Origin of the sequence: Lewinella sp. 4G2 (genome assembly GCF_001625015.1) — a bacterium.
Taxonomy (GTDB): domain Bacteria; phylum Bacteroidota; class Bacteroidia; order Chitinophagales; family Saprospiraceae; genus Neolewinella.
Window position 1 is genome coordinate 3,856,844 of sequence record NZ_LVWJ02000014.1, and the last position, 15,291, is coordinate 3,872,134.

13 protein-coding genes are annotated in these 15,291 nt (G+C 55.5%); 7 read left to right on the forward strand and 6 right to left on the reverse strand.

Annotated features, from left to right (window positions below):
- Positions 1-148: 148 nt before the first annotated feature.
- Positions 149-1,810 carry a DNA repair protein RecN gene (recN, locus tag A3850_RS15820; protein ID WP_068218625.1) on the reverse strand — a complete coding sequence of 554 codons (1,662 nt, stop codon included), beginning with the start codon at positions 1,808-1,810 and terminating at the stop codon, positions 149-151.
- A 197-nt stretch (positions 1,811-2,007) separates the two neighbouring features.
- Here recN and A3850_RS15825 point away from each other — a divergent pair, with 197 nt between their 5' ends.
- The 7 genes from A3850_RS15825 to A3850_RS15855 all read left to right on the forward strand — a co-directional run bounded on the left by A3850_RS15825 (position 2,008) and on the right by A3850_RS15855 (position 9,445).
- On the forward strand, positions 2,008-2,472 hold the full coding sequence (locus tag A3850_RS15825) for a hypothetical protein (RefSeq protein WP_068218628.1): 465 nt from the start codon (positions 2,008-2,010) through the stop codon (positions 2,470-2,472).
- 1 nt (position 2,473) lies between these two features.
- Positions 2,474-3,427, forward strand: coding sequence for a DUF368 domain-containing protein (locus A3850_RS15830; protein ID WP_068218631.1), 954 nt, complete (start codon positions 2,474-2,476; stop codon positions 3,425-3,427).
- Between the two features lie 3 nt (positions 3,428-3,430).
- Positions 3,431-4,240 carry a shikimate dehydrogenase gene (locus tag A3850_RS15835; RefSeq protein WP_068218634.1) on the forward strand — a complete coding sequence of 270 codons (810 nt, stop codon included), beginning with the start codon at positions 3,431-3,433 and terminating at the stop codon, positions 4,238-4,240.
- Between the two features lie 132 nt (positions 4,241-4,372).
- A complete protein-coding gene (locus tag A3850_RS15840; RefSeq protein WP_068218638.1) occupies positions 4,373-6,604 on the forward strand; it encodes a GNAT family N-acetyltransferase in 2,232 nt (743 codons plus the stop codon).
- 59 nt (positions 6,605-6,663) lie between these two features.
- Positions 6,664-7,203: a bifunctional pyr operon transcriptional regulator/uracil phosphoribosyltransferase PyrR gene (pyrR, locus tag A3850_RS15845; RefSeq protein ID WP_068218642.1), complete on the forward strand. Its 540-nt coding sequence runs from the start codon at positions 6,664-6,666 to the stop codon at positions 7,201-7,203.
- A gap of 8 nt (positions 7,204-7,211) precedes the next feature.
- Positions 7,212-8,171, forward strand: a complete 960-nt coding sequence (locus tag A3850_RS15850; protein WP_068218646.1) for an aspartate carbamoyltransferase catalytic subunit — start codon at positions 7,212-7,214, stop codon at positions 8,169-8,171.
- Positions 8,171-9,445, forward strand: a complete 1,275-nt coding sequence (locus tag A3850_RS15855; RefSeq protein WP_068218649.1) for a 1-acyl-sn-glycerol-3-phosphate acyltransferase — start codon at positions 8,171-8,173, stop codon at positions 9,443-9,445. Before A3850_RS15850 ends, A3850_RS15855 begins: the two co-directional genes overlap by 1 nt.
- On the opposite strand, the gene A3850_RS15860 is transcribed toward A3850_RS15855, so the two are convergent.
- From A3850_RS15860 to A3850_RS15880, 5 genes are all read right to left on the reverse strand, one after another.
- Positions 9,434-10,231, reverse strand: a complete 798-nt coding sequence (locus A3850_RS15860; protein WP_068218653.1) for an alpha/beta hydrolase — start codon at positions 10,229-10,231, stop codon at positions 9,434-9,436. The two genes, A3850_RS15855 and A3850_RS15860, sit on opposite strands and share 12 nt — an antisense overlap.
- Positions 10,232-10,312: 81 nt before the next feature.
- Positions 10,313-11,389, reverse strand: coding sequence for a helix-hairpin-helix domain-containing protein (locus A3850_RS20340; protein ID WP_197494078.1), 1,077 nt, complete (start codon positions 11,387-11,389; stop codon positions 10,313-10,315).
- Between the two features lie 30 nt (positions 11,390-11,419).
- Positions 11,420-12,301, reverse strand: a complete 882-nt coding sequence (locus A3850_RS15870; protein WP_068218659.1) for an OmpA family protein — start codon at positions 12,299-12,301, stop codon at positions 11,420-11,422.
- 317 nt (positions 12,302-12,618) lie between these two features.
- A complete protein-coding gene (locus A3850_RS15875) occupies positions 12,619-14,067 on the reverse strand; it encodes a DASS family sodium-coupled anion symporter (protein ID WP_068218661.1) in 1,449 nt (482 codons plus the stop codon).
- Between the two features lie 15 nt (positions 14,068-14,082).
- On the reverse strand, positions 14,083-15,129 hold the full coding sequence (locus tag A3850_RS15880; RefSeq protein ID WP_068218664.1) for a hypothetical protein: 1,047 nt from the start codon (positions 15,127-15,129) through the stop codon (positions 14,083-14,085).
- Positions 15,130-15,291 lie beyond the last annotated feature (162 nt).

The following is a 15,291-nucleotide window of genomic DNA, read 5'->3' on the forward strand; positions in this document are numbered from 1 at the left end:
GGGGCGGGCTTTTCGTGTAGCCTATACTGAGTCAATATTAAAACAGTAGCACAGGACCATCTACCGTTCGGTAGTGTGGCAATGCGCGCACAGCCATTAATGCGATCGGGAATTCCGGCCGTGAACTAAAAAGTGATCCAAGTCAGGTCTACGCTTCAATCAGTTCCCGCGCATTCGTCAGGGCGGAATCACTGGGTGGGTTTTGGCTAAGCATTACGGCGATGGAGCGGATCCGTTCGTCCTTATTAAGTTCCCGCACCTGAGTGATAGTACGGTTCAGCCCGGCTTTGTCCTGCTTGTATACGAAGTAGTGGCGGTCCGCTCTACTCGCCACCTGGGGGCTGTGGGTGATGACGACCACCTGGTGGTGCTGGGCCAGGTTCGTCAGGATGTTCCCCATTTTCTGGGCGACGTCGCCGGAGACACCACTGTCGATCTCGTCGAAGATTAGCGTCGGTAAGTTCATGGCGGAGGCTACCAGTGATTTGGTGACGAGGGCCAAGCGGCTCATCTCCCCACCGGAGGCGGCACTCTTGATGGTTTGCAACTGGCTACCCTTGTTGGCGCTGAAGAGGAATTGTACTTCGTCCAGACCATTGGGTCCGGGCTTTTCCAGTTCAGCGAAGTCCACGACGAGGCGGGCATTCTCCATACTGAGTTCGGCCAGTTGTTGCTGGATGGATTTGCTGAAGCCCGGGGCAACGCGTTGCCGGCCCTTGCGGAGCTTGAGCCCCAGTTTACCCAGCGTAGCGGTGATTTTTTCTTCTGCTTTCGCCAGACGAGCAATCTCTCCGTCCAGATTGGCGAAATGCCCGAGCTTGCCGGCCAATTCTTCGTAGATCCCCAGTAGTTCTTCGACGGATTTTACGCTGTGCTTACTCTGCAGGCGGAAAAGCATATTGAGCCGCTCGTTCACTTCTTCGAGTCGCTCCGGGTTGGCTTCAATGCCTTCACCGAAGGCTTCGAGGTCGGAAGCGATCTCATCTAGCTCCAGGCGCAGGCTTTCGAAGCGCTCGTTCAGTTTGGAGAGTTGGGTATCGCCCGCCGCGAGAGAACTGAGCTTGTTGCCGACCGTCGTGAGTTGGTCGGAAACGGCGCTCTCCCCTTCCGTCAGGTAGTGGAAGATGCCGGAGGTGAGCTGTTTGATCTCATCGGCGTTGCTCAGCCGATGTTGTTCGGATTCCAGCTCGGCCTGCTCACCGGCCACCAGGTTGGCGGTATCAAATTCTGCGACCTGAAATTCGAGGAACTCTTGCTCCCGACGCGCGGTGGCCTGTTGGTCGTGCAGTTTACGCAGCTCTCTACGGGTCGTTTGTAACTTTTCGTATTCGCTACGGTATTCGTCCGCCGTTTCTTTTTGCCCGGCCAGTGCGTCCAGCAATTCCAGCTGGAAGGTCGGGTTGTTGATGTAGAGGGTATCGAATTGCTGGTGGAGATCGATTAGCGTAGCCCCCAGCTCCTGCAGCACCTTAAGGTTGGCGGGGGTGTCGTTGACGAACGCCCGGCTTTTCCCCGAGGGGGTGATCTCCCGGCGGATGATCAGCTCGTCGTCGTAGTCGAGATCGTGGTCCTGAAAAAAGGTCTGCAGGTTGTAGGCGCTGATGGCGAAGCGGCCTTCGATGATGCACTTTCGTTCGGCGTCGAAGAGGGTTTTGCTGTTGGTCCGGCCACCCAGGATGAGGCTCAGGGCGCCGAGCACGATGGATTTTCCCGCCCCGGTTTCGCCGGTGATGATGCTGAGGCCATCGGCGAAATCCAGTTGCAATTCTTCGATGATCGCGTAGTTCTGGATCTGAAGCCGTTTAATCATGCTGCTATTTGTTTGAAGTACGCAAATTTACAAACTAAGTATGCCATCAATTCAATTTATCCCATCTTTTATGAGAATAGGCCGTGGCTTGAAGTAGCTTTGCCCACCGGAGGGGAGACCACATTATAAGTGGCTTCCGCATCATCCGTTCACCCCACCCGGTTATTAGGTTTCATCTTATGCGAATACTTGCCCTTTTGTTTCTTGCCCTTTGCCTTTGCACCTGCGACAGCGCCCAGAATGACGGCTTCGCGGAATTAGATCTGACGAAATATAACGTCCCCATTAAGATCACCGCACCGGATAGCGCGAAGGTGGTTTCGCAGTCGCTCTCCAGCGTGATGCACGACGTAACGATTAAGAGCCCCGAGGATAATTTTGACGTACAGGTACTGGCCAGCAAGGCCGTGACCAACGACATGACACGCCTGAAGGCCGACCAGTTGGAGAACGTGCGCGAAAATCGTTACTTCAGCAGCATCGTGCGCGAGGAGCCGAATGGCTTTGTGTTTGAGAATAAAATCGACACGCTGAGTACCTACGGATTCCGCTACATCATTTACCAGGGCGACCAGGAATTTGTGTTCCAGAATGGTTTTAGCGGCACCTACACGCAGGAAGAAATCGAGCGGATGTACGACGCAGTAAAGCAGCAGAAATAATATGCAGATCAGCCTACTATTAAAAGGTATGGCGATGGGCCTGGCCGAGGCCATTCCCGGCGTCAGCGGCGGTACGATCGCTTTCATCACCGGCATTTACGCCCGGTTGCTTAACGCAATTGGAAACGTACTCGGGCCCAGAGTAATTAGCGCCTGGAAACGAGACGGTCTGGCTGCCGCCTGGAAGGCTGCGGACGGATTTTTCATCCTGCAACTTGGGGTGGGGATGGTCGTCGGCTTAGGTATCGCGGTGGTTTCCATCACGGAGTTGATTGAGGCTTATCCACCCATCGTCTGGGCCTTCTTTTTCGGCTTGATCATCTCTTCGGCCATCTACGTAGCTAAGCAAGTCGACAAGTGGAACATCCTGAACTTCAGCTTACTAGCTATCGGGGCTGTGATTGCATTCGTGCTTACGACCATCAACCCAATGAACGGTAGCGATAACCTTTTACTGGTATTCCTTGCTGGTTCCGTGGCCATATCCGCCCTGATTCTGCCCGGTATTTCCGGCTCTTTCATTCTACTTATTTTGGGGATGTATACGGTGGTGCTCGGGGCCGTGCGGCAACTGTTGGATGGCAGTCTGGATGGCCTTGCTATCGTGGTCGTATTTGCGCTGGGTTGCCTGGTTGGCCTGGCATTATTCAGCCGTGTGCTCAGCTATACTTTTAAAACTTATCCTGACCGGACGCTGGCTATTCTAACCGGATTCATGGTGGGCTCGCTCAATAAATTGTGGCCCTGGCGCAACGCCCTTACCTACCGCGAAAACAGCGCCGGCGAGAAAGTCGCGCTCCTGGAGGAAACAGTGCTACCGGGTAATTACTTAGAAGGAGACCCCTTCGTGGTCGCAGTCGTGGTTGCCCTGGTTGCGGGCCTCGCCATCGTATTTGCCGTCGATTACCTCACCCCCCAGAAGGACGAGATGGACGTGCTCGAAGCTGAACTATAAGCCATGCACAAAACAACTTTTGGCCTGATCGGCTTCCCCATCACCCACTCCTTTTCTCGGGGGTATTTCACCAACTTCTTTTGGGAGAATGAACTTGACGATACCCACCAGTACCTCAACTTTTCGATGGAGGACATCAGTGGAATTGAGGGATTGCGAGCAGCACACCCGGGGCTGCGCGGCATCAACGTAACCATACCGCACAAGAAAGCCGTCGTGCCCTACATGGACCGGCTGGATGAATCCGCCGAACGTATCGGGGCCGTTAACTGCATTCGTATTGAGCGCGATGGTACCATGACGGGATTCAATACGGACTACCTCGGCTTTCGGGCCGACCTGCTCGCTAAAATGTTAGAGCACGAGGAAGCCCTCTCCCCCGCCATCGCGGAACACAATAAGCGCGACATCAAGGAAGAATTACGGGGGGCGCTGGCGCTGGTGCTGGGCACGGGTGGAGCTTCGCTGGCCGTCAAAGCCGCGTTGCAATCGTTAGGGATGCAGGTAACCTCCGTCAGCCGTACAGCAGGACCCAATAAGGTGGCCTACGGCGACCTGACGGCAGCCGATATCGCCAACGCCAAACTGATCGTCAACACCACACCGCTGGGGATGAAACCCAATGTGGAAACCTTCCCGGACATTCCCTACGCCGCCATCGATGGCCGCCACTTTGCGTACGATCTGGTCTATAATCCTGAAGAAACTCAGTTCCTGGCCAAGTGCCGGGCCCGAGGTGCCGGGACGGCCAACGGACTGGGGATGCTCCACGGGCAGGCCGTTGCGGGTTGGGATATCTGGAGCCAGCAGTAAGAGCGCTCGGTTGAACATCACCCTGCGGACGGAAACCACAATATTTTTCGACAGGGATTACCACAAAACAATTCCTTTCATCTTCTGTATATTTGTCCTCGATCGTATTTCAGGATTACAGCAGCAGTACAGATGATTATTCGAAAGGGCACGAGTGCCGACTTCAACCATTTAGAGACCTTTGTTTGGCAAGCCATCTTTCCTGCGTTCGACGTGGAAGGCCTGACCGCCGAGCAACGAGCTGAGAATGACGCCCTGGTTGAAGATGCCCGCAATTCCGTCATCAGCGCCGTCGACCACGACGAGATGGAAGTGCTCATTGCCTACGATCCTCAACAGCGCCGCCTTGCGGGCTACGTGATTGCGGATAAGCGCCCGCGGTCTTACGCTTCCATTGATCTCATCATCGTCAAGAAAGCCTACTGGGGCAAAGGGGTTGCACAACAACTGTTGGACGCCGCGTTGGTGCTCATTGGAGATCACCGTTCGGTCTCCCTCGAGGTGCGCCACTACAACGATCGCGCCAAGGCCTTCTTTGCTAAGTACGGGTTCATCGATTCGGGAGAGACTAGTGGCGACCACGCCATTCCCCGCAGCCTCCTCGTCAAAGAAAAAGTGGAAGCAGAACCGGTGGTGGAGCCAGTGCAAGAGAAGACTGTTGCTAAGACCAGTAAACCCAAACCCGTTGCCGGTACTAGCCTTGAAAGTCTGAACTTCTCCGCAGCACCGCTGCCTGAAGTTCGGCAGGACGACTTCCCCACCCTCGCCAACGAGCCCGTCTTTGAGGACCTACCTGACTTCAACCTGGCCACCGATGCTGAACCGATCTTTACTACCGGTACTAATGCCCTCGCTACGGCGGCCGTAGACACGCCCCTCTTCGAAGAAACGAATTTGGACGATGAGACCATCACCCAACTCGAAGCTTTCATCGCCCGGGCCAAAGCCAAAAAGGCGGGGCAACCCGTAGAGAAGATAGCCCCGGTACCGCCGCAGAAAAGTTCGCCAGCCCCGCCAGCTACAGCGCCGGCCAATACTAAAGTAAACCTGGATCCCACTCCCGTTTTGGATAGGCCCTTAGCTTCAGAGGCGGACGAAACATTCGAAGATGGTGAAGAAGTACCCACGGCTACTACAGTACTGAGCGAACCCAGCTTCGAATTTGGGTTCTCAGAACCCACTGCCGAGCCCGACGATAGCGATGTAGATGAGTTTGCGATCGTATCGCCCGGAGTAAAGATGGAGCTGGAGATCGAAGAAATTGCTACATCCACTGCCGAACCTGAAGCACCGGCTGAAGCCTCTTCAGTAAACAACTTTTGCCCCAATTGCGGGACGGCGCTGCCTCCTTCCGCTAAATTTTGCTTCAACTGCGGCACCCCGCAAACGGTAGAGACTTCAGCGGTCGCTCCCAGCCAATTAGATCCGCTTGAACACCCAGGTACCTCCGCAGTAGGTGCGGCTATTGAATGGGAGGTGACCAGTGGTGAAGTCAACAAGGAATCTTCGGTGGAACAAAAATTACCCCCCATCCCCGAAACTGCGTTATCACTTGAGCCTGCAGTAGATGACTTGGGAGATGCTGAGCCAGAAGAGGAGAGGATTGTAGACGATGGGAATGATGAAGCAGGAGCAATCCAATCTGCCTTCACGAAGCGCTCCGCCTTTACCACGGCAGGGTTAAAGGAAGACTTTAGGCGGCTCCTCGAGGATCGGGTCAACCGCTACTTCGGGGAACGCCGCCTGGCCGCCTACTTCACCCGCCTGCAGAACGACCGGGAGTTCCAGTTACTGCGGGATAGCACGCTGAGCAATCTCAAAAGCTGGTTGGACGATCAACACGGTGGGGCGGACGTAAGCAAAAGAATCCTGGACACCCAGGAGGATCTCGTAGAATACTTTCTGGTGGAGTCCGCACGCGATCTTCACCGCTCAGCCTTCCCGCAAAAGTTGTTGCGCTACCAATCGTTGGACTGGCAGCAAGTCGACCTCTTTCAACTGGTCATGGACTACCTCAACTTTGGGGAAGAATCTGAGCAGATCCATACCGACTTCGTCCAAATGCCCGCCCGAGCACTTAAAAACGCGACGGCTTCCTTTCTGCAAGCGGCGAAGGACGAGCGCATCTTTTTCATCTGCGACCAGAGTCTCATAAGTCAGGCCAAGAACGGTTTTGCGATGACGGACAGCGCCATCTACTGGAAGAACATTTTCCAACCGCCGGGGCAGGCTTTCTACAAAAACATGCGTGCCCCCCGGATCGAAGGTGGCCACCTGGTGGTGGACGAAAAGTACTTCGATGCGGGCAGCCGGCTCAACCTGAAAATTGCGCTCTTGCTGGACAAACTTCGGCGGGCCTACTGAGACCATTTCGACCGGTCAAATTGATCTTTAAGGTTCGTATCCTTTCCTATCTTTACCCCATGCCCAGCCCCAGCATCATCCACGACAGCGCCCGCTTTGGTCTGACCATCGAGCGCCTCTGCCGACACCTGATCGAGGAGCACGGAGATTTTGCCAACACCTGCCTGATTGGCATCCAAACCGGTGGGGTGCAACTGGCGGAGCGCCTCCACCAACGGCTACAGCAACTGGGCCACCCCAGCCTACCCTACGGCAAACTGGACATTACCTTTTACCGGGATGATTTCCGTACCGCAAAGGGCCCACTAACCCCCCACGAAACGGAGATCGATTTTCTTGTGGAGGACAAGCGCGTCATCCTAGTCGACGACGTTCTCTACAGCGGTAGAACCACCGTAAGTGCGCTAACGGCCCTCAACCATTACGGCCGGCCGGCACAGGTTGAGCTACTCGTCCTGGTAGATCGCCGCTTCCGGCGCACGCTCCCCATTCGTGCGGATTACCGGGGTATTTCCGTCGATACCCTCCACGACGAATACGTTGAGGTACAGTGGCAGGAGCTCGACGGGGCGGACCAAATTTTACTCAAGCGTTCCTAAACCAAGCGATGGCAACCGATCAGCAACTTTCCGTCCCCCACGTTCTCGGCATCAAATATCTGGAGGCCGCCGACGTGGAGTTGATCCTGGACACCGCACGGGAATTCAAGGAGGTCATCAACCGGCCCATTAAGAAGGTGCCTAGTTTGCGGGACATCACGGTGGCCAATCTTTTTTTCGAGAACTCGACCCGTACACGCATCAGCTTTGAATTGGCCGAAAAGCGACTGAGCGCGGATACCGTGAATTTCAGCGCCGCCAGCTCCTCCGTCAAGAAGGGAGAAACCTTGCTGGATACCGTCAATAATATCCTCGCCATGAAGGTGGATATGGTCGTGATGCGCCACCCGGCACCCGGTGCCCATCACTTCCTGGCTTCCAAGATCGATGCGAGCATCATCAACGCCGGGGACGGTACCCACGAGCACCCGACTCAGGCGTTGCTGGATGCTTATTCCATGCGGGACGCCGTTGGGGGTGATCTCCGCGGCAAGCGCATCTGCATCTTTGGGGACATCAAGCACTCTCGGGTGGCGCTGAGCAATATATTCTGCCTCCAAAAGTTAGGTGCAAAAGTCCGTGTCTGCGGTCCGCCTACACTCATTCCTAAACACATCGGTAGCCTCGGCGTGGAGGTTAGTTACAACGTCGACGAAAGTTTGGCTTGGTGTGACGTGGCTAACGTCCTGAGGATTCAACTGGAGCGGCAGGATACCAAGTTCATCCCTAGCCTAAGGGAGTACAACCGCTACTTTGGCCTCACCCGTGAGCGGGTGGACCGGTTGGAGAAGCCCGTCGTCATCATGCACCCTGGTCCCATTAACCGAGGGGTTGAGATTGATACGGCGGTGGCGGACTCCGAACACAGCATCATTCTGGAACAGGTGGAGAACGGCGTCGCCGTGCGTATGGCCGTGCTGTACCTGCTCGCGGCACGCCGGAAGACGGCTGCCGTAAAACCCGCCTGATGGGATTGCTGTACCAGGTGGTCAAACCCGTGGCCGGCTACGTGCTGCGTCGCTTTTACCGTAACATCGACATTACCGGTCTCGAGCACATCCCGAGGAAGGGAGCGGTTATCCTGGCCGCTAACCACCCTACGGCGTTCATCGAACCCTGTTTACTGGCTTGCTTTCAGCCGCGGCAGTTGCACTTTCTTGCGCGGGGGGACCTGTACAAGAACAAGCTGGCCACCTTCGCCTTAAGGACGCTTAATATCCTCCCCGTCTACCGCATCCAGGATGGTGGCTTCGGCAAACTGCGTAATAATTTTGAGACCTTTGACGACTGTTTCCGGGTTTTAGGAGACGGGAAGGCTATTATGATTTTAGCGGAGGGGTCCTGTGTCCACGAGAAGAAGCTGCGACCATTACGCAAGGGTACGGCGCGGATTGCGCTGGGCGCGCTGGAGGCGGACCCTACCCTTTCGGAAGTACACATTGTTCCAGTTGGCGTCAACTTTACGGCGCCCGATCGTTTACGCTCCACCGTCATGATTCGTTGCGGCGAACCCATCAAGGCATCCAAATGGCTTCAGGATTACCTTTCCAACCCTACGCCTGCCCTAACCAACCTTACCCGGCACCTGCGGCAGCGCCTCTCGCCCCTCGTCGTGCAGCATCCTTCCGACGTAGCCGTCCCAGCAGCGGAATTAGCGCTCGAAATTATTCGGACTCAGGTTCCTGAACTGACCGGCTTGAGCCACGATGGCCGACAACTCGCCGCCGAACTGGAGACTGCCAAACGTTCGTTACCTACCGAATTACTCAATAAGCTAGCGGCTCAGTTGCGGCACCACGGAGTAAGCATGGACGCTGTCGCGGGTGCTAAGCAAGGAGCAAGCAACAATCGGCAACTGAATCGGCCGGGAAATCACTGGCACAAATTGGGATTCTTTTGGGTACTGCAAATCCCTCTTCTGCCCATCCATTGGATTGCCGACTATATCGCAACGAACAAGGTTAACCACGTAGAATTTCACCAACCGGTACGCTTTGCAGCTACGGCAATTGGTCTGGTGGTCCTCATACCGCTCTTTCTGATTATTCTGCCACCAATCGGTAAAGCCTGGACCATTGTGGCCATCCTCACTTGGAAGTTTTACCAGCGGATGTACGATCGAGAGCAGGGACACCATGAACAAAAAAGGGTACACCGGTTGGTCAAAGCGGACCAAAAGAAATTACGCGATGTTTATCAGGAAGTGCTGCGCGAGCTAGATTTTCCGCAGTCAGTTGAGTAATAACTCGGCGACCGCCCGCCCAACAACCGGTTGAAGGATGGCTCCCCGGTGGCCCACTCCGTTCATAGGAATGAGGTTGATGCGCTCAGCATCGATGGCGGCGAGCGTCTCTCCCATTTGGAAAGGGATCAAATCATCGTCGGTTCCGTGCAGAATCGTAGCCGGGCAGTTGCTTTTCGCCAGGTAGTCCTTGGAGTTTAGTTCGTAGCCCATGAGTAGATCGGGGAACATCCAGAGGTAGCGATTTTTCATATCAACTAGACTGGTGTACGGGGCAATCAGAACTATCCCTTTCGGATTGTTACGAGAGGCCAAATAGGTGGTCGGGCCCGTCCCCAGTGAGTAACCGGTGATGATGACGTTTTCCTCACCGTAGGTTTCGGCCAGCTGATGGTACACCACCTCAAGGTCCTCCGTCATGGTACGTTCTCCGTCTATTTCTCCCCCACTCTTGCCGAAACCCCGGTAATCAACCAGGAATAGATCGGCGCCCAGATCCCGAAAGGAGCGCGTCTGGTGGAGGCTCCGACCGTTGTCACCAACGTTGCCGTGCAGGTAAAGCACAACTTGCTCGGCGGTATCACCCGGAATGGCGGGGACGAACACCCCATTAAGCGAAATTCCGTCTTCCACTTCGATAAAGTGTTCGGGAAATCCACCGTAGCTGAAATCGGCAGGCCGCTCCCGTGGGTGGAAGATCAGGTGCTCTTGAGTAATGAACAGAAGACCGCACATAAGCAGGTAAAAACCCGCTACGTACAGGAGTGATTTCTTTAAAACGCGCATTAGTGAAAGGTCTAAAACAAACAAGATGCCCCATTCTCTTGCGAAAATGAGGCATCTGTAACTCAAGATACGAAATGGCGCTTAAAGACCGCCCTGTAAATCGTCCTGTAGTGCTTTAAGCGCTTTCCAGTCACCAGCAGCTGCCAGCGCGGCCTGCTGAGGCCAGGTACGTGGAATGGCCATTTTGTAGCGTGATCCGGCTGCATCCAGGATACCCTGGAGGCGGCTTTGATCAGCGGCGGCCAAATCGGACCAAGTATTGATGCCATCAGCCTTTAACAAGCCTTCGATCTTGGGGCCGATACCTTCGACGACCTTCAGATCATTCGGGTTGTTGCTGCTGAAGCCTAACTCCTTGGCGGCCAGCTTCTCGAATTTCGAGGGCGTCTCAAAGTCACCGACGGTTTCCCGACCGGCATCCGTGAACTTCTGGTATTTGATCAGCTCGTCCCAGTCGCCGGCGGCGGCAAGACCGGCCTGGTGGGGCCAGCTGGTAGGATCGGTGAGGCCAAAGTTCTTGCCGGCTCCTTGCAGCATTTTGCGGAGATCGTCCGCATCAGCTTTGGCGAGGTCCGCCCATTCGTTGTAGCCGTTGGCTTTGAGTACTTCGTTCACTTTGGGTCCTACACCTTCGATGATCTGGAAATTATCCACGGCGAAGAGGCCATCGTAGACGCTGCCTCCTGCATCGCCGGAGAGATCTGCGGCGGGGATGATGGTGGCATCGTCACCAGCAACGCGGTCGTTACCCGCTCCAGCGATTCCGGAGAGCGCGGCGTTGCCCGCGGCACCGGCACCCGTACCGGCGGCGAAAGCTGCTGCGGCGGAGGCCTTGGTATTAATCACCTCCTGCTCGAGGATGGCTTTATCGGCGTTACAGCTGGCGAGGCCGGCGCGGAGGTCGGCTTCCGCCTTCTGGCTCTCTTCGAGTTGGTATTTGAGGCTATTATAGTCGGTCTCCCACTTCGTAGCGGCGCCCTTGTAGCGGTCGCGGTCGGCGATGATTTGCGTATTGTCCACTACTTCGGTGTCACCTCTACGGGTGAGCAGCCAGGTGAGTAAGGATCCGAGGAGGAAGGCACCGAGCGTCCAGAGCCAGTACCAGGGGCAGTGGGCCCAGAACATGTGGTCTTCGGCTTGTAGAAAAAAGTATGTCATGATGAATTATAGTTGCGTTGATGAGAGAGGTTACTTACGGACGAGGGTGATGTCCGCACGGCGATTTAGGCGACGGCCCTGTTCGGTGGCATTGGTGGCTTCCGGAACTTTCTCGCCACGGCTGGAGGTCTTGATCTGACCGGCCGGTGCGCCGTAACGGACGAGCCGTTTCTTCACGAATTCCGCCCGGCGGGAGCCCAGCGCCATGTTGTAGCTATCACTACCGCGGCTATCGGTGTGGCCGACGATGTTGACGCGTTCGCCCGTAGACTTGATGCGGGTGGCCAGCTTCTGTAAGTAGGTTTCCGTGCGTTGGTCCAGGTTCTCCGTGGACTCATCGTAGGGGAAACGGATCTTGATGTTATCCTGATCCAACTGTACGACTTCTGCTTCTTCCTGACCGGTAGCAGCGTTGGTCCCAGCGCCGTCAGCACTCCAGTTGAAGTTGGCGGAACTAAACCGTTCTCCCGCGGCGGGTGCCGTTTCGGGTAGTAATCTGGCGAGCGTACGGATCTTGTCCGCAGGGATGTCCGTTTCAGCGAGCAATCGCTTCTTTACGTCCTCAGCCCGGGCGAAGCCCATGTTTTCAAACCCGGCGGGTTTTGCCTCTGATTCGTAGTAATTGCCGAATACCTCCAGCGTCTGGTTAGGATCAGCGGCGTACTTAGCCTTGAGGCGATCCCGCAGGGCGGGCCAGGTTGAGCCGATCGTAGCGGCAGCGGCGCCAGTTGTGGAATAAAGAGCGAAACTCTCCGCGGCCGGTGGCGGCGCGGCGGGTGGCGAATCAGTCTCGGTAACTCCCGTGACGGCACCGTCTGCACAACACGTCGGTTTGACGCAGGTGTAGAAGGTGGCCAGGGTAAAGACCAACCACGCCACGGCCATCAGAATGAACTTCAGGATAGTGGACATAAAATTGGGTGTATGTGGAAGAAAAAAGGATGAAAGATGGAATTGCCCTGAGAGGAGACAAGTCCGGTTTTTATGAGAGACACCATGCAACGCTAGCCTTGACGCGAGCGACACAATTGGTCTTACAGCCAACAATTTAGCATTATGAAAACATAAATTCTCCGTTTTCAGGCAAGTTTTTTACATACGTATTCGGCTGGGATACAATTCAACACCCACCACACCGGAAAATGCCCGCCCGATTCAGCAAAATGGAGCTCTATTCCGCCTGGCAAAGTTGGCCGGTACGGAATCCCGCCTAAGAACTACCCGTGTCTTCAAAAACTTCCCCCGATCTCAATCCCCCAGATCAACGGAAGGAGGAAGTAGCAAAACAAGGCGATCACGACAATTGAGATCAAGTTCAGGCGAAAGCCGGCTCGTACCATGTCGGGGATGGTGAGGTAGCCCGACCCAAATACCACCGCATTGGGGGGCGTCGCTACCGGCAGCATGAAAGCGCACCCCGCCGCAAACGTAGCCGGCACCATCAAAAAGTAAGGGTGAATGCCAAGAGGCAACGCTGCTGCCGCCAGTACCGGCATCAGCATGGAGACGGTCGCAACGTTACTAGTTACCTCCGTTAGGAAGTTCACGGCAGCGGTTACTAATATCAGGACCAGCAGCAGGCCCACCGATTCTGGCACGGAAAGTACGGACGCCAGGTAATCGGCCAAGCCGCTTGCATCGAATCCCGCCGCCAGGGCAAAACCACCGCCCATCAGTAACACCACGCCCCAGGGTAGCTTGACGGCCTCCCCCCAGGTGAGCAAACCCTGGCTTCGGTCCCGGCCCGGAATCAGAAAAAGGATGATCGCCGCCGTAATTGCGATCACCGTGTCATTGATGCCGGGCAGGAATTGAGCGAGCACCGCCTTTCGCCCAATCCAACTTGCGGCCGTCACGACAAATACCAGCAGGACCAATTTCTCCTCCCGGCTCACCGGCCCCTGCTCTTCTAGCATCCGTCGGATTTCCGCGGAGCCACCAGTCATTGTTCCGGCATCAAATTTAAAGGCAATGCGGGTGAGGTAGATCCAGGTAATTGCTAACATGACAATGGCGACTGGCAGGCCGACGGACATCCATTCCAGAAAGCCAATCTCTACTCCAAAAGTGGTCTTCACCTGGCCGACTAGCACGAGGTTGACCGGCGTTCCAATCAGCGAAGCCATCCCACCGATGGACGCACTGTAAGCGATACTCAGCATCAGCGCCTTACCGAACTGGCTGTTCTCATCCAACTCCGTAGTCGGGTCATCTTGCAACTGTCGGGCGATCGCAATGGCGATGGGTAACATCATCACCGAGGTCGCCGTGTTCGAGATCCACATCGACAGCAAGGCCGTAGCGAGCATGGCACCGAGAATGATCATCCGTTTATTCTGCCCCACAAACAGAATGGTCATCAGGGCTACCCGGCGGTGAAGGTTCCAGCGTTCAAAGGCCATCGCCAATAGAAAACCGCCTAAGAACAGGAAGACGATATAGTGACCGTATGCCTGAGTAGTGTCCCCAGCAGAAAGCACGCCCGTCACTGGGAAAAGAACCATTGGCAGTAGGGAGGTGACTGCAATTGGGATGGCTTCAGAAATCCACCAAACGGCCGTCCAAGCGGTCACCGCTAGTACGGCCTGGCCAGCATCTGAGAGGCCGTCCAATTCAAGAAAAAACTGGATGAGTATAAATAGTACTGGCCCGAGGAAAAGTCCGATCTTCTTTAACATGAGCTGAGTCGGAGTTTAAGGGCGGTTACCCGCGCTGCGGATGTTGACCAATTTTTTCAGCAGGTCAAACCAAAAGGGTGCACCCATGCTGATGGCCAGGGCCGTCAGCAAAAAGCCGAGCAATTTACTGATGAGGGCGTAGGGCGTCAGCGCGCGCAGCTCAACCCCCTCCCACCCCAAGCCGAGGGGGCGCCGCACTTCGGCGATCTCATTACCCAACAGTGTTTTCAAGTCCTGCAGGGCGGCTTGGAACTCAGGGTCGGCCGTCGCACGGTCGCCGTAGCTCATTGGGACGGGTGCTGGTTCCGGGTAGTCCGGATAGCCGTCACCATTGTAATCCGGGTAGTCTTCGGCATCGTAGCTGGGAGTGTTGCCGGGGCCGGATTGGTCCAGGTCGGGGTCCGGTGGCAGTACCATAATATCGTCTCCCACCAGCTCGCGGGCGTCCACGAATTGCTCGGCGGCATCGGCCAGAGTGGCCAGGGTTTGGGGATCGTTACTCAGCCGGTCGTACAGGGCCACCGTATCCGCGTTGAAGAGAATGGCAATGCCCAACCCCATGAAGATTAGGATTTTCTGTACGTAGCGTTTGTACCAGCCGGCGGCGCGGTCCATCACGTTATTGTACCAATTCTGTACTTCGAGGCGGAACAGATTCTCCCGCTGCCCGCTCTCCCGGTAGAGTTGTTGAAGTACGTTACGCAGGTCCGCATCGGGCAGAGCAGCGATGCGGTAATTTAGTTCGGAAGTGTCATCCCCCTTGAGGACCACGTCGAAAAGAATACTCTGAAAGGTCTCCGCGTTCATGTAGCTGGGGGCGGCAAAACTGCGCTGCCGCTGCCCGTACTGCTCCGTAAGCTGGCGGTATAAGCTATTTTGCTGAAACTCTTTTACGAGAATCTCATTAGGGTCCGAACTGGCCAACATGTTGCGAAGCGCCTTGGTCAGGTTCCGCCCCCGCAAGCTAAAGAAGGAGGAAAGTAATTCCATCAGGGTCGTCGCCAGCAAACTCAGCAGCAGGAGAACGAAAATGATGCCGATGACGACGGTGAGTATTTGCAAAGTAAATGTGGGTGGTATGAGTAATTAGCCCGGCAGATTCAATCTCGATCACTAACGGGGCGCTGACGCAGGTGCAATAAACGGAAAAACAGTTACCCCACAGTCACCGGACCAACGAAAGCTAATTTCGATCCATCGTAATATGGGACAATACCCAGACGA

Excerpts from the sequence above, each read along its gene's own strand:
- A3850_RS15830 (WP_068218631.1), top strand. The coding sequence starts at position 2,474 with ATGCAGATCAGCCTACTATTAAAAGGTATGGCGATGGGCCTGGCCGAG.
- A3850_RS15850 (WP_068218646.1), top strand. The coding sequence starts at position 7,212 with ATGGCAACCGATCAGCAACTTTCCGTCCCCCACGTTCTCGGCATCAAA.
- A3850_RS15875 (WP_068218661.1), bottom strand. The coding sequence starts at position 14,067 with ATGTTAAAGAAGATCGGACTTTTCCTCGGGCCAGTACTATTTATACTC.
- A3850_RS15855 (WP_068218649.1), top strand. The coding sequence starts at position 8,171 with ATGGGATTGCTGTACCAGGTGGTCAAACCCGTGGCCGGCTACGTGCTG.
- recN (WP_068218625.1), bottom strand. The coding sequence starts at position 1,810 with ATGATTAAACGGCTTCAGATCCAGAACTACGCGATCATCGAAGAATTG.
- A3850_RS15870 (WP_068218659.1), bottom strand. The coding sequence starts at position 12,301 with ATGTCCACTATCCTGAAGTTCATTCTGATGGCCGTGGCGTGGTTGGTC.
- A3850_RS15835 (WP_068218634.1), top strand. The coding sequence starts at position 3,431 with ATGCACAAAACAACTTTTGGCCTGATCGGCTTCCCCATCACCCACTCC.
- A3850_RS20340 (WP_197494078.1), bottom strand. The coding sequence starts at position 11,389 with ATGACATACTTTTTTCTACAAGCCGAAGACCACATGTTCTGGGCCCAC.
- pyrR (WP_068218642.1), top strand. The coding sequence starts at position 6,664 with ATGCCCAGCCCCAGCATCATCCACGACAGCGCCCGCTTTGGTCTGACC.
- A3850_RS15860 (WP_068218653.1), bottom strand. The coding sequence starts at position 10,231 with ATGCGCGTTTTAAAGAAATCACTCCTGTACGTAGCGGGTTTTTACCTG.
- A3850_RS15840 (WP_068218638.1), top strand. The coding sequence starts at position 4,373 with ATGATTATTCGAAAGGGCACGAGTGCCGACTTCAACCATTTAGAGACC.